Origin of the sequence: Mumia sp. ZJ430 (genome assembly GCF_011751845.1) — a bacterium.
GTDB lineage: Bacteria > Actinomycetota > Actinomycetes > Propionibacteriales > Nocardioidaceae > Mumia.
In genome coordinates this window covers 1,303,312-1,317,724 of record NZ_JAAHFK010000001.1, presented here as the reverse complement: position 1 = coordinate 1,317,724, position 14,413 = coordinate 1,303,312, and the positions used below count along the sequence as shown (strand labels likewise).

Annotated in this window: 10 protein-coding genes; 4 read left to right on the top strand and 6 right to left on the bottom strand. The window is 67.3% G+C overall.

Features of this window, described 5'->3' with window-relative positions:
• From HCT63_RS06360 to HCT63_RS06350, 3 genes are all read right to left on the bottom strand, one after another.
• Positions 1 to 1,801 (bottom strand): hypothetical protein (locus tag HCT63_RS06360; protein WP_167002119.1); only part of this gene is annotated, 1,801 nt, incomplete at its 3' end.
• A gap of 11 nt (positions 1,802 to 1,812) precedes the next feature.
• A complete protein-coding gene (locus HCT63_RS06355) occupies positions 1,813 to 2,556 on the bottom strand; it encodes a hypothetical protein (RefSeq protein WP_167002117.1) in 744 nt (247 codons plus the stop codon).
• 4 nt (positions 2,557 to 2,560) lie between these two features.
• Positions 2,561 to 3,883, bottom strand: coding sequence for a helix-turn-helix domain-containing protein (locus HCT63_RS06350; protein ID WP_167002115.1), 1,323 nt, complete (start codon positions 3,881 to 3,883; stop codon positions 2,561 to 2,563).
• Between the two features lie 420 nt (positions 3,884 to 4,303).
• On the opposite strand from HCT63_RS06350, the gene HCT63_RS06345 reads away from it, so the two are divergent.
• From HCT63_RS06345 to HCT63_RS06330, 4 genes are all read left to right on the top strand, one after another.
• Positions 4,304 to 5,542 (top strand): hypothetical protein, encoded by a 1,239-nt coding sequence (locus HCT63_RS06345; protein ID WP_167002114.1) that lies wholly within the window; start codon positions 4,304 to 4,306, stop codon positions 5,540 to 5,542.
• Positions 5,543 to 5,741: 199 nt separating this feature from the next.
• Positions 5,742 to 7,523 (top strand): Ig-like domain repeat protein, encoded by a 1,782-nt coding sequence (locus HCT63_RS06340; RefSeq protein WP_167002111.1) that lies wholly within the window; start codon positions 5,742 to 5,744, stop codon positions 7,521 to 7,523.
• 330 nt (positions 7,524 to 7,853) lie between these two features.
• Entirely contained in the window at positions 7,854 to 9,089 is a 1,236-nt protein-coding gene (locus HCT63_RS06335; RefSeq protein WP_167002109.1) for a helix-turn-helix domain-containing protein, read from the top strand.
• A 62-nt stretch (positions 9,090 to 9,151) separates the two neighbouring features.
• Complete coding sequence (locus HCT63_RS06330) at positions 9,152 to 10,621, top strand: HAD family hydrolase (protein ID WP_167002107.1); 1,470 nt, start codon at positions 9,152 to 9,154, stop codon at positions 10,619 to 10,621.
• 56 nt (positions 10,622 to 10,677) lie between these two features.
• Here the strand turns inward: HCT63_RS06330 and HCT63_RS06325 are convergent, their stop codons facing one another.
• The 3 genes from HCT63_RS06325 to HCT63_RS06315 form a co-directional block, all read right to left on the bottom strand.
• Entirely contained in the window at positions 10,678 to 10,971 is a 294-nt protein-coding gene (locus HCT63_RS06325) for a helix-turn-helix transcriptional regulator (protein ID WP_167002105.1), read from the bottom strand.
• An 86-nt stretch (positions 10,972 to 11,057) separates the two neighbouring features.
• Entirely contained in the window at positions 11,058 to 11,348 is a 291-nt protein-coding gene (locus HCT63_RS06320) for a helix-turn-helix transcriptional regulator (RefSeq protein WP_167002103.1), read from the bottom strand.
• A gap of 121 nt (positions 11,349 to 11,469) precedes the next feature.
• Positions 11,470 to 14,382, bottom strand: a complete 2,913-nt coding sequence (locus HCT63_RS06315) for a UPF0182 family protein (RefSeq protein ID WP_167002101.1) — start codon at positions 14,380 to 14,382, stop codon at positions 11,470 to 11,472.
• Between the last annotated feature and the right edge of the window lie 31 nt (positions 14,383 to 14,413).

Below are 14,413 nucleotides of genomic sequence, written 5' to 3'. Positions count from 1 at the left end.
TCTTGGCGCCGAGTGAGCGGCCGTTCAAGGTGAGGGTGACGGTGCCTGTGGCGCTGTTGGAGACGGTGACGGTGACCGTTCCTGCACGTCCGTACGCACCCGCAGGCGCCGCCAGTCCCACTGTGGGCGTTGATCGTGGCCGCCCGACGACTTGCACCGCCACCGATTCGGCAGTCCCCGACGGAAACCCGACCTGCGAGGCCGTCACCTTGACAGTGACCCTCGCCCCGGCATCCGCCGGCGTCACGACGTAGGTCGGACCCAGCGCCGGCCTCGCGACTCCGTCCTCGCCGACCGTCGTGATCGGCGCGCCATTCCGGAACCACATATAGGAGTAGTCCCACCTGGTTCGCGCCGTGTTCCACGTTCCTGGATCGGCGGTCATGATCGTCCCGGTATCGACGGTCGCGCGATCGGTCTCGATTGACGGACGAACCTGGTTCGTTGCGACACACGGTCGCGCTGACGTGTCTACACCTTCGTCGAACCCGTTCACGCAGCTGCGCTCAGGCGTGATCGATGGCGTCTGCGCGAAGAAGTCCCGAGGCACGAGTTGGAACCGCTGCCAGTGGACCTGCATCGGCGACTGGTCCTCGTCGCGATCCACATGGTGGAAGCCGACGTTGACCCACGCGACAGGATCCGTGAGCGGCGCGTCGTCGTTGGCGACGTAGTCGAGGATGCTGTCGTTCGGACAGCCGGGGTTGAGGTTGTCGGACGCGTATTCTTCGCAGTCACGCTTGTTGGTGAATGTCACGAGCGGCTGCGTGACCGACGCGAAGTGGTCGACTGGGTTCCGGTTGACGAGTTCGTATGACCTCGCGTGGCCGTCTTTGTTCAGCGAGTCCGGATTGACGACCCGCCACCACGTGAGCTCGTTGTGATCGTCGCCGGGGATCGACGAGAACGCCGCATCCTCAACAGTCCCCCTCCCGTGCACCGTCCACGAGGACGGACCTTCTGGCGGCCGCGCATAGTCCCACCGCTCGACACGTTGGTGCTCGCCGGAGTCGACCCCGAAGTCGACGCGATAGATCGCGTTGTGCCAGTGCGAGGCGCCATACCGCTGCTCCCCTTCCGTCGCCGAACCGAGTGGCCACCCCTCCTCGGGAGCTGTCGGGAAGAACATCGCTCCTGGCGCGACGTCGCCGGTTGCCCCGAGACCCACGTCGATCTGCCCATGGTCGTCGAACGTCACCTTCTGCTGGTACTCATACCAGGAGATCTTCGAGACCGAAGAAACCTCGAGCCCCGTGCCGTGCTCGACGAACCGTGGCCCGCCGCCGGACAGCCTCTCCTGCGAGTGGGTGGCGAGCCCCGTCCCCACCTCGTCGACGCAGATCCCCGGCATGGTTCGCTCGATGAGCTCGCCGAACAACATGAACGACTGGGTGACGTCGCGAGCCTCTCCAGGGCACAGCTCGGGACTCTGCTCGACGAGGTGCTCGTCGCCGAACCCGTACTCGGTGATGTCGTTGTACTGGATCGCGCCCGTGTCATAGGGGACGTTGAGCTGCGCGAGGTAGAGCTGATCGATGACACGCTTGTAGCCCTCGTACTCGTAGTCACCGGTCGCCGGTCTGAACTCGACCTTCTCGAGCACGAGGCCCTTGATCGGGTGGATGCGTGCACACATCCGCCACGCGGCACCGTTCTCGAGCGTCTTCTCGACGAGCGCGTCACCACAACCCAGACCGGGTGCCTCAGAGTGCGCGGCCGGGGCCGCGCCGCCGGCCAGCAGTCCTCCGGCGACCGCCGTTGCGACGCCAACGGCGACACGGGCAGGGGAAGGGCTACGCATCACGGTGCCTCTCAATGGAGCCGGACTATCGAGCGATCGGACAGGTTGACGACGAAGTCCGTGGTGTCGAGATAGGTACCCGACGGCGCACGGATGCCGAGTTGTGCGCACCGCTCGGCACCGCACTCCCGACCGCCATCTGTCGTCCCGTCGTACGTCCACACCCCGGCGACATACGACACCTGCTCTTCGGAGAGAAGCGGCACCCCCTCGGAGCGCTCGAACTCACGCGTGAACCGCAGTGTCTCGCCCTCTGCCTCGAGGGCGTGCCGCATCGCCGTCTCCGTCTCACCGGCAGACAGCGGTGGCTGGAGCGACGCGGCGCTCAGACTCTCGACAACCTTCCCGGCCCGGAGGTCGACGGTCTGGTGGTACGTCGTGTCGGCCGTGTAGTCGTAGAGGACCACCAGCGCCTTGCGTCCCGAGGAGTCCACATCGGTGGGAACATCGGCATACAGGAACTCCGGCATGCTCTCCCCCCGCACGTCCGTCGCAGAGGCAGGCACACTGTCGTCGCCCTGAGCGACGCGGATCGCGTACCCGCTCTCCTCAGGCGACAGCGGCTCGCGCGGTTCGCGCAACTTGGGGCGCTCGGTCGGCAGCGAGCCGTCGCCCGAGACGACGAACCTCGATCTCGACTGGTCGCGATCCTCTTCCGCACCGCCGCTGCTGCTGAGTGCAACGACCGCCAAGGCCGACAAAGCCGCGACGACCACGGCGCCGGCTACTCGCGTACGACCCGGCGCTGTCGTCAACGGCTCAGACCCTCTCGTGAGCAGAAGAGTAGAGAGCGTCGGCGTCTGCATCCGCTGCAGCGAGTGCATCAGCGACCTGGGGGTGGCCCAGGTGACTCGCGCGCCCCGCTTCGGTCAGCCACACCGGCGTGACCGCTTCGAGGACCATCAGCAACGTCATTCGCTGGTCGGGATCGGCCAGGGCCGAAGCGAAGTCCACCTTCAGACGCCTCATCCGCCTCCGAACCGTCTGATCGTGGACTTTGAGCACATTCGCGAGCGCCGGAGCACTCGCGCGTGATCGGAGCCAAAGGAGAAGCGTCTCCGCGAGACCGGCGCGGACGTAGGGCTTCTCCCTCATGAGAGGGGCAAGCACCTCGTCACAGATCCCCCGCCCAAGTGCCGGATCCGCGTGGAGCCAGAGAGCGCTGCGGTAGTTCGCGCAGTCAATCACCTCAGCTGAGGCGATCAACCCCTGCCGCGAGAGCCTAATCGCGCGGCGAGTCCACCTCGCAGCGTGGTGGGCTTCGTCGGTCGGCACCGGCCAGCTCATCGCGATCGGCCCGGTGATCGGAAGCGCACCGAGAGCCTCAACCGCGGCCTCGCTCTGCGATGCGTCCACGATCATGCTGACGTAGCGCTCCGTCACCCGGCAGAGGACTCGCCGATCATCCGCCGGTGCGATCGGGAGACGTGGGCGTACGAGGTCCGCCGAGACGACCACGCACTTGGCCGGCAGCGGCCAGGCGGCCGCTACCGCTATCGCCCGTACGTCATCCGCCGGCGCACCTCTGAGGACAGCCTCCGCTAGTCGTCGACGAATCACCTCCGGATCTCGGGTGTTGCGCGAGGCGTTGAAGCCGACATCGACCTGGTCGACGAGATGCTGCAGGAACGCGAAAAGCACATCGCCCAGCGACCCGATCGCTTCGGGTGGAAGCCCGAGCTCATCAGCGGCCTGCCGCAGCTCGTGCCACGCGCTGGTCGTCGCAACCTGCGACGCGGCGCGAATGAGGTCGATCCCGGCGGGGCCGCGGGACTCTGCACTGCCGCCCATGCGCCTGAAGACCTCGTCCACTCGGTCGCAGGCCACAGGGAGGCCCTCGAGGAGGTCGACGAAGAGTCCCACACCCTCCAGGACCGCAGTCTCGACGACCTCGCGACGTCGCTCACCAGTGGCGGCGTAGGTCCCGACCCCGTCGAGGATCTGCGCGCTTATCCGGCTGACGAGTGCCGGAACGGACGAGCGGATCGTCCGCATCTGGTCAGAGAGCTGCGGATAGTGCTCACGCACGCGGTCCAAGGCATCCATTGCGTGGTCGTAGAAGCCCGACGGGTCGTTGGTCATCGAACCGATCACACCTCGCTCACACGGGTGACGCCGTACCTGACGGTCTGGCGCAACGCTCGCCGCTCGCATGTGGCCCCCTTCCGGGCGCTGGCACTCACGGACTGTGAAGGGAGACCAGGGACCCCCGAGCGGTGTGGTCTCGATCACGCGCTCAGTCAAAATGACACCGGTGAGGTCGTCCAGCCGAATTCGTGTCCCTGCCTGAGAAAACCCCAAATCTTGTAACGCGAGTGACAAGATCCCGATCCGGGGATGACACAAATCCTCGAGACGTGGTGCATTGTGGTGGCGCTCAGACTCACCCGCCACCCCCGAGGCGCCGTGATCAATTCGTGATCTTCACTTGTCACCCGCGTCACAAAAATGGACGCTCCGCACCCAAGACTGGCCGGAATCAGTTGCGACGCGGCCGCGGATATGGCTACTTCAGAGTGTCGCCCCCTACCACGACTCGGCTGTTCGCTTGCCCTGAACAGTCGGTGGAGGGAGAGGGCCATGTCGCTTGCCACCGCCCAAAGGACGGCCACATGCCGTCCCGAGAAGACGCCGTCAGCCGCTTTCGACGGGTGGCACCACTACCGGGGGCGCGCCACTGTCGGCGCTGCCGTCGAGCGCGCAGTCCTCGACGGAGGACCACTCGATTCGATCCGCCGCCGAGCGATCGGCGCGAGTATCGCCGCGTACCGTGACACGACCTCGGGTGTCTTCGTGGTGCCGCACGCTGCGGCCGAGGCACTCCACGAGCTCGGCCATCGCCACGCGATGATCGGAGGCGACCTCGAAGGGCTTCGCGAGCTGTTCGCTTCGGCGCAGCGCGCGGCGCTCGAGACATTGGCGACCGCCCGCCGCCTCGCGCCCAAGCGTCATCATGCTCTGTCCGACACGGAGCGAGTGTGCGCGTTCGTTCGCGTCTTCTTCGACCGGGCCTGCGAGGGCTTCACGCACACCTCCCACATCCTGACTCTCCGTCCGCAGGACAGAAGAGAGCGTCTCCGTGCCGCGCTCTTCCGTCCGGGTACCCGCACGAACGCTCTGCTTGATATCTGCGGCCTGGACGCCAGTCGCCCGCATCTCGCCGTCGTGGCGACGGGTGAAGAGCTGCCTCGCAGGCTTCTCACCCACGCCCAGACCGTCGCCGGGCTCGACCCACACGAGTGCCTCGTTCCCGCAGGGTGGACGATCACGTCGCTGCGCCCGCTCCCTGGTGGGCAGGTCGTGCTCGGCCCGGTCACGTCCCTCGCCGAGTCGGGCGACTCAGTCGATCTAGCCCGTCGCGGCGCTGCCACGCTTCGCAGGGGGGTCGCCACCGATCGCCGCGCAGTGGTCCCGTTCGGCGAACTCGATGCCGACACGCTTCTGCTCGCAGGGAACGCAGCACTCCCGGACCTGCTGATCGAGCGGCACCTCGGCGCGCTTCAAGCACTCCGGCCCGCCCGGCGCCTCCAGCTCGGCATTTTCCTCCTTGAATGGCTCGAAAGCGGGAAGCCCCTTACCCGCGTAGGCGCAACGCTCGGCATCCCGCCGCAGACAGCAAGCGCACACATGAGCGCCCTTCGCGAACTGCTCGGTGACAAGCTCGCGTCCTCGACATGCCGCCAGGAGCTCAGGATCGCGCTCCACTCGGCTGTCAGGCGCTGGGAGGAGGAGCTCCCGTGAACGGCGAGAAGGCGCTGATTCTTGTCATCTACATCACAAATTCTTGCCTCCAGGGTGCGCAGCCTTGCCGATTTCATTGCCTCCCGTCGTACCGCTGTGGCTAGATCACGCTCACACACCCATAAGCGCCTGGCAGGCGCCCCCCGGATCTCTGGCGCACGTCACCCCGCGACGCCAGCTGCACAAAGGAGAAACCACGATGAGAACTCTCGTTCGGCAGGGGGCGACAGTTGCCGTCGCCAGCGCTGTCGCCCTAGTCGGCCTCGGTGCGCCGGCGACCGCCGCGCCGGGTGTGCCCGTCAACCCGGCCAACGCAGGCAAGGCGGTCGTCTGGGGCGCTGAAAGCCTGGAGAACTCCCTGCCGCCTTCGTTGGACGGGAAGCGTGTGACAGCGATCGATGCGGCTGCCTCCTACAGTGTGGCCCTCACCGCCGACGGGTCGGTGGTGGCGTGGGGCGACCCGGACAAGGCCATGGTCCACGGGGTGCCCGCTGGACTCGCCAACCTCAAGGCCGTCTCCGCGGGCCAGCAGAATGTGGTGGCAATCAAGTCCGACGGGACCGCTGTCGCGTGGGGCGACGCCACCGGGATCGAAGTGATTCCCGGCGACCTCGGCCGGGTCTCCGCAGTCGACGTCGGTCTCTCCGCATTCGCACTCAAGACCGACGGCACGGTTCGCGTCTGGGGTGGCCCCACGGCCGCCCTCCTCGCACCCCCTGCCGGGTTGAGCAACGTCGTGAACATCGCCGCCGGGAACCTGTTTGCCCTGGCACTCAAGGCCGACGGCACCGTCGTCGCCTGGGGGTTGACACCGCCCACCATCCCCGACGAAGTGCAGGGCGAGGTTACGGGCATCGGAGCCGGGCAGGGGACCGCAGCCCTCATCACCTCCGACGGCAAGGTCACTGTGCTCGGCGAGCGCGCGGCCGATGTCCAGCCAGCTGGCCTCGCATCCGAGGTCGTGACAGATGTCGACGTCGAGACGACCATCGTCGCCCGTACGGCCTCCGGCAAGGCGTTCTCGTGGGGGGGCAACCCGGTAAACCCCGACCTTTCGCTCCTCAACACTCTGCCTGCCTCGCTCGACGGAGCACCTGTCTCCACGATCGTCGCGGGGACCAGACACAACCTCGCACTAGTCGCGACATTCGGCGCCATCAGCAAGCCGACGATCGCAGGCACTGCGAGGTCAGGCCAGACACTCACCGCGGCCGACGCCGAGTTCTCTATGGAACCCGAGAACGTGACGACGCAGTGGCAGGCGAACGGCCAGCCAATCACCGGAGCGACGAGCAGCACCCTCAAGCTGACCGATGCTCACATCGGCAAGTCCATCTCGGTCTCCCAGACCGCCACCAAGGGCTCCGAGTCGGCAACCGCCACGTCGGCCTCGACGGCGGCCGTCGCGTCGGCTCAGGTCAACTCCACACTGCGCGCGACCGCCCCTGCCGTTCGCTACGGGGCCGCACCGCGGGTGACCGTCGCTGTGGCACCGACGAACGCCGCGGGCCGAGTCGACGTCTACAAGGGCGCCACACGGCTTGGGTCGGCCAACGCCGTCAAGGGTCGCGCCGTTGTCGTGCTGTCGCGGACTGCACTGAAGCCCGGAACGCACACCCTGTCAGTGCGGTACGCCGGTAATGCCAGCACGAAGCCCTCCAGCACCTCGGCCCGCCTGGTCGTCGCGAAGGCGAGCGCGAAGGTGGGCGCATCGGTGGCGACCAAGAAGATCGTCGCGAAGAAGACCAAGGCCAAGGTACGCGTGACCGTCAGGGCAACTGGCGTCACACCGACCGGCAAGGTCGCGGTCTACCTCGGCAAGCGCAAACTCGGGACGGCCACCCTCCGTGGCGGCAAGGCGACGATCAAGCTCAAGGCGCTCCCGAAGGCCGGCAAGGCGAAGCTGAGCATCCGCTACCTCGGGAGCAGCACCGTCAACAAGGCCACCAAGACCATCAAGGTCAAGGTCAGGAAGCGCTGACCACGTCTCATCGCACCACATCACGCTGAGGGGCGGCAGGGAGCATCGATGCTCCCTGCCGCCCCTCACTCGTATCCCACAGGCCGTGAATTCGGAAACCGGGAATTCCATCCAGGTTCACCCCCGAACAGTCCGATTGGCTTTCCAGCCTCGCGCGGGACCTGTTGAGTAGGAGCAGTCCCCGCGGGGCACCGGAAACCCTCCCTCCTTCGGTGCCCTGCGGGTACCCAAGGGGCCGTTCGTCTGATAGGACATGTGATGCACGGCACACCGCAGGAGGGGCGGGGAAACCGCAGTGAATCCTCAGACGCAGACAGCGACCAGCAGCCCATGATCGAGATGCACGGCGAGCTCGGTCCCCCGGACGTGCCCGCGACGCTCGTCAACACCTTCAAGCCACACCTGCCCGCGCTCGTCGCGCGGATCACTGACCGGATCCAGGAACACGTCCCTGCCTACGCCGGTCCGGCCATCGGACGTCGCCACAAACTCATCTCGATGGCCGTCAACGGCGCGATCAAGCAGTTCGTCGACCTCGCGACCGGCAAGTCAGCCGGCTCGAACAGAGTCGACGACCTCTTCCGCCAGATGGGCTACGGCGAAGCAGCTGCCGGCCACGACCTCTCGTCACTCCGTTCGGCTCTCAAACTCGGCACCCGCGAAGCATGGGACGAGCTCCGTGCCCTCGCTTCCGGACAGGGGCTCTCCGCAGACCTACTCGGCCGGCTCGGCGACATCCTCTTCACCTACATCGATCACCTCACGGAGCAGGTCGGCATCGGCTACGAAGCTGCGCTACAGGCCCGCGAACGCGACGTCAACGTCGTCCGTGCGCGACTGCTCGCGAGCATCCTCAAGCGCGCGCCTGCCGACGAGATCGAGACCCTGTCCACGAACGCTGCCTGGCCCCTCCCTGCGCGTTTCGTGGTCTTCAGCGCCGATGCTCGTGGAGAGGTGACCGTCCCCGACCTCGCCGAGGTCGAGACCTCTATTCTCGGGCGGATCGATGTGACCCCTGCTCTCTTCGTGTGCGCGAGCGATGCGACGCCCGGGATCATCGAGTATCTACGTGGCAACGCACCAGGTGTCCGCATCGCCATGAGTTGGCCGGTCTCGATCGACGAGGTCCCTGACGCTCGCCGGTGGACCATTCGTACGCTCGAGCTCGCGGACCAGGACGTCATCCCCAACCAGGCAGTCCTCGAGTGCGAGAAGCATCGGACGCAGATCTGGCTTCACGCCGAGCCCGCACTACGCCGCCGCCTCACTCAAGAGCTCTTGCGACCGCTGCTCGCCGAAACCCAGAACTCGCGTGAGATCCTCTCCGAGACGCTGCTCGCCTGGCTCGAGTCCCGTGACAGCGCGCCCGCGATCGCGGCTCGCCTGGGCGTCCACCCTCAGACCGTGCGTTATCGGTGGAAACGCATCAACGAGCTGTTCGGCGAAAAGCTCCACGACTCGGAGTTCGTTGTCCAGCTCACGATGCTGCTCAAGGCGAGCGTGCCTCTGTGGGTGGCGGGTGACCAGAGCGACTTCGAACGCTTCCTCACTGAGGATGCGCGATGACCAGCATCTCCACGAAGCCCCTGAGCGACAGGGATCCACACACCGCTCGGCATGATGAGCGCATGCCCACAGCCGCTGGTGCACGTGCGAGCCTGGCCGTCGCAACGATCCTGACGGTTCCCGTCGCCACTCTGTCGGCGATCCCGACGATGCGGTTCGAGTCGTGGTCATGGGTATGCCTGGCGCTCTCAACGCTCATCGTCGCGCTCACCTGGCCCACCCACCGCGACGCCTTCCGCGCGCTCCGCCAGCGCGACCTCTCGCTCGACGTGCTCGCGTCGATCGGGGTTCTCGCTGCCTACCTCTGGGCCCTGTACGCCGTGGCCGTCGGCCACCCGTCCACCAGCCTGATCGTGCCCGCGGTCCTGTCGATCGCTCTCACCGTCCGTCAGCGGGTCATCGCTGCGGCCGGTCCGCTCGCCGCCGTCCGTCGTGTACCTGCGTGGATCGTGCCAGGTGTCCTCGCCGTCGCGGGCGTGACTCTCGCGGTGTGGCTCGGCTTCAACGGGGCGTCGTGGTCGACAGTCTCCGCAGCCGTTGCCGTGCTCGTCGTCGCCTGCCCCGGCGCACTCGGGCTCGCCGCCCCCGCGGCCGTCGTCGCCGGCACGCGTCGCGGCGCAGACCTCGGCGTCACCTATCGCGACCCGTCCGCGCTCGACGCCGCTCGCGACGTCGACACACTCATCCTGCGAGGGCTGGAAACCGTCGCCGACGGCATGCACGTCGCGTCGGTCGATCCGCTGTCACCCGACCACGACCGCAACCTCCGGTGGTTCGCCGGCGCCCTCGAGCACTCCTGCGAGGACCCGGTCGGCCGCGCGATCTCCCGGCTCTCCGTACGCGGCCGGGTGACCGGTGTCCAGCAGCATCCCGACCTCGGCGTCAGTGGCTCAGTTGACCGCCACCCGGTTCGTGTCGGGAGCCCGACCTGGATCGGCATCGAAGCCCCCGACCACGTCGGCGTCACCGTCGCCGTCGAGGTCGACGGTCGCCCGCTCGGCACGATCACCGTCATCGACACCCCGCGACCGACCGCCAAGAAGGCCGTCGACGCGCTCCGTACGCTTGGGCTCGAGCCGATCCTCGTCACCACCCGTGACCAGGCCGCCGCCGACCACCTCGCCGAGGAGATCGGCATCACCCACATCGTCGCGGAGACCGGCGCGACAGGGGGGCGACAGCTCGTCGACGACCTCCGGGCCGACGGGCGCCGCGTCGCTCTCCTCGCGACGTCACCCGAGGATGCCGCAAGCCTCGACTCGGCCGAGCTGAGCATCGCGGCACCGGACGGCGGTGCGGCCGTCAGCGTCGCGGACGGCGACGTCGCGGGAGCGGTCGCCTCCCTCCGGCTCGCGCGTGCGATCGACGTGAACGCCAAGACCGGCACCTCCCTCGCCCTTGCGTACAACGCGGTCGCGATCCCCGTCGCCGCCGCGGGGCTGCTCCACGCAGTGCCGGCTGCGGTCGCGATGGCCGTCGCCTCGGTCGTCGTGCTCCTCGGCTCGTTGCGCCTTCGCGGCGACGCGCGCTGAGCATTGAGCCCCGTACGAGGCGTCTCGTACGGGGCTCAATGCTGAGCGCCTGGTGGCTAGGTCGCCTTCTCGTCGCGTCGGACGAGGTCCTCCGCCTGGACCCCGAGCGCCTCAGCCAGCGCCCAGATCGTGTCGAACCTCGGATTGCCGACACCGGGCGACAGCTTGCCCGACTCGTCGCGTGCGTTGTTGCGTGACAGCTCGATGTTCTGGACCTGGTTGCGGCTGAGGCCGGTCACGTCCGCGAGCTGCTCCTGAGTCATGCCGGCCGACTTGCGCAGGGCGCGGACTCGCTCACCGAACTCTCGTGCACGCTCCTCGCGCAGCTGGGGATCTCCTCGATTCGGCACGTCTGTGAGCCTCTCTCTCCATGTCGTCAGCCCACGCGACGGGGCGTCTCTTGGTGGGCACGGTCAGGCCCTCGGACAGTGCACGGTCACGTGCCTTGCCGATGGGTGAGCGACTGATCGGTGACGACCGCCTCGACCAGCTGGGTCAACGGCGTGCCGAAGACGCGACTGAGGTCGAGCAGCGTCGACAGCCGAGGATTGGCCGGCGATCCCTTTGCGCGGTCCGACAAGCCGGACTCGAGCAGCTGGTAGTGGTTGCGGGTGATGCCCGCAGCGTGCGCGACGTCCTCCTGAGACAACCCCGACTCCGCCCGCAGCGATCGCAGCACGGCTGCGAGCGCGCGAGCGATGGCGGGGTCGAGCGCCTCCTCGGTCACGCTCCCACTCTGGCCATGAGCACATGGCGTGTCAGCCATGCATACCCTGCTTCATGAGTTGGGCGCGACCCCGATACGTCGCGCGTTCCTCGCGGCTACTCGACCAGCGGAACGTCGCCGGTCACTCGGCCTGTGGAGGCGCCGTCTGGCCGACCTGCGTGCGGACCCGCTCCAAGATGGTCGCCATCTGCTCGACCTGGCGCTGGTACTCGCCGAGGTTGCCCGCCTCGAGCGCCTTCTGGGCGGCGTCGTACGCGGCGTCGGCCTGCTCGAGGAGCTGCTCGACCGTCTGCGGGGTCGGTGTCGCCGGCGTCTCACCGTCGCCTCCGCCCTCGTCGGTCGCCCCCTCCTCCGGCGTCGGAGTCGGCGCGCCTTCGATGCCGAGGGCGACGCGCAACGCCTCGTCGAGGTTCTGGCCGAAGCCGATGCTCTCGCCGAACGACGCGATGACGAACTGCAGGACGGGGTATGAACCCTCGGTCGCGTTGCGTCGGATGTAGACCGGTTGCACGTACAGCAGGCCCTCACCGACCGGCAGGGTCAGCAGGTTGCCGAACTGGACCTTGGTGCCGGCCTGCTTGAACGGCAGCAACGCCGACGAGACGCGACTGTCTGCCTCGAAGTTGTTGGCAATCTGGTTGGGCCCGTCGACCTGCGTCGCAGACCCGAGCTGGAGGACTTGGATCTTGCCGTAGCCGTCTGGATCACCGGCCTCGGAGTTCACCGAGACGAACGACGCGAGGTTCTGGCGGTTGTTGGGGAGATAGACGCTGGTCAGCGAGAACCGCGACTCGTCCTCGCCCGGTCGCTGGATCGACAGGTAGTAAGGCGGCTGCAGCGAGCCCTTGGCCGTCGGGTCCTCCGGGATCTTCCAGCGCTCGCCACCCTCGTAGAAGGTCTGCGGGTTGGTCACGTGGTAGGAGCCGAGGATGTTGCGCTGCACCTTGAACATGTCGACCGGGTAGCGCAGGTGCTCACGCAGGTCGTCCGAGATCTCCGACTTCGGCTTGACCGTGCCGGGGAAGACCTTCATCCAGGTCTTGAGGACGGGGTCCTCGGTGTCCCACTCGTACAGGTCGACCGAGCCGTCGTACGCGTCGACGACGGCCTTGACCGCGTTGCGCATGTAGTTGACGCGGTCCGACGGGAGCACGGCCTGCGCGCCCGTACCGGTCAGCGTGTCGGAGGTGGCCTCGTCGAGCGAGACCTTCTCGGAGTAGGGGTAGTTGGCGCTCGTCGTGTAGCCGTCGATGATCCAGACGACCTTGCCGTCGACGACCGCCGGATAGGGGTCACCGTCGATGGTCAGCCACGGAGCGACCTTGGCGACACGGTCGCGGGGGTGCCGGTCGTACAGGATCTTGGAGTTCTCGTTGACGCGGTTCGACAGGACGATGTTGGGCTCGCTGAACTTCACCGCATAGAGGAGCTTGTTGAAGGCGCTCCCGATCGAGACGCCACCCTTGCCGTCGTACGTGTTCTGGGTGGCGTTGTCGGTCTCGCTCTCGCCGCCGTTGCCCCGCGGCGTGTCGACCTCGATCGGGTCGGCACCGTCGGGCCGGCCCACGATCGAGTAGGACGGGGAGTTCTCGCCGAAGTAGATGCGCGGCTGCTTGTCGACGTTGAGCTCGCCGACGGGCGGGATGTCGCGCTCGACCCACACCGGCTGACCCTGCGGGCCGCGCTGGTTGCCGCGGGCCGCGATCACGCCGTAGCCGTGGGTGTAGACCGTGTGGTCGTTGGCCCAGTTGCGCTGGTTCGCGGGGAGACCGTCGAGGTTGAGCTCGCGGGCCGCGATCACGAGGTCCTCGGGGTTGCCGGAGCCGTCGATCGCGTAGCGGTCGACGTCGAGCGTCTGGGGCACGCTGTAGTAGCCGCGGACCTGCTGGAGCTGCTCGAACGCCGGCGACACGAGCGTCGGGTCGAGCAGACGGGTGCTCACGCGCGACTCGGCCGACTCGGTGAGCTGCTGCGGGGTGAGCGAGGTCTGGGCGTTGTAGTCCTGTTTCTGGACGTCAGCGATCCCGTACGCTTCGCGTGTCGCCTCGATGTTCTTGGCGATGTAGGGAGCCTCCTTGTCGGGCTCGGACGGCTTCACCTGGAACGACTGCATGATCGCGGGCCAGATGCCGCCGATCAGCACCGAGGTGAGGACGAGGAGCGCGAGGCTGATGCCGGGGAGGAGCCAGTTCTGCCAGATCGCGTTGGCGAAGAACAGCAGTGCGCACAGCAGCGACACCGCCATCAAGATGTTCTTGCTGGGGATGCGCGCGTTGGCGTCGGTGTAGGTGATGCCGGTGAGGAGGTTGTTGCTGTCGACGCTGAAGCCGAACCGGTCGAGCCAGTAGGCGAACGCCTTGAGCAGCATGATCAGGCCGATGATGATCGACAGGTGCGTCTGCGTCGCGCGCGAGATCTTGCGGTTCTTGCCGGAGATCGCGATGCCGCCGTACACGTAGTAGACGAACGCGACTGCCAGGCCCGAGACGATGAGGAGCGCAAACCCGTACGCGGTGAGGAACTTCAGCCACGGGTAGTCGAAGACGAAGAACGAGATGTCGAGCCCGAACGTCGGGTCGTTCTTGCCGAAGTCGGTCGCGTTGCGCCACATGAGGAACGTCCGCCACTGCCCTGCGGCCGAGGAGCCGGCGAAGATCAGCAGCAGGACGCCGAACGCGACCATGCCGATCGTGCGCAGCGGGTGGATCGCCTCGCGGTAGCGCAGGACCGGGTCGTTGGGGCGCAGCGGCCCCGTCGCCGCCGGACGGCTGCGATAGGCGATCCAGACGTTGAGGAGCACGACGCCGGCGAACAGCAGGCCGAAGCCGAGGAACATCAGCACCCGCGTGCTGAGCATCGTCGAGAAGACGCTGCTGTAGTCGACCGAGCGGAACCACAGCCGGTCCGTCCAGACACCGGTGAAGATCGCACCCAGGAAGAGCAGCGCCACCAGCGTGATGATGGTGGGGATCAGGACACGTCGTCCTTGGCGGCCCACGTCGGGTCGAGGTCGGGCGGCGGATCCTTCGCTCACGGGTTTCCTTCAGTTCGCAGTGCTCACAGGG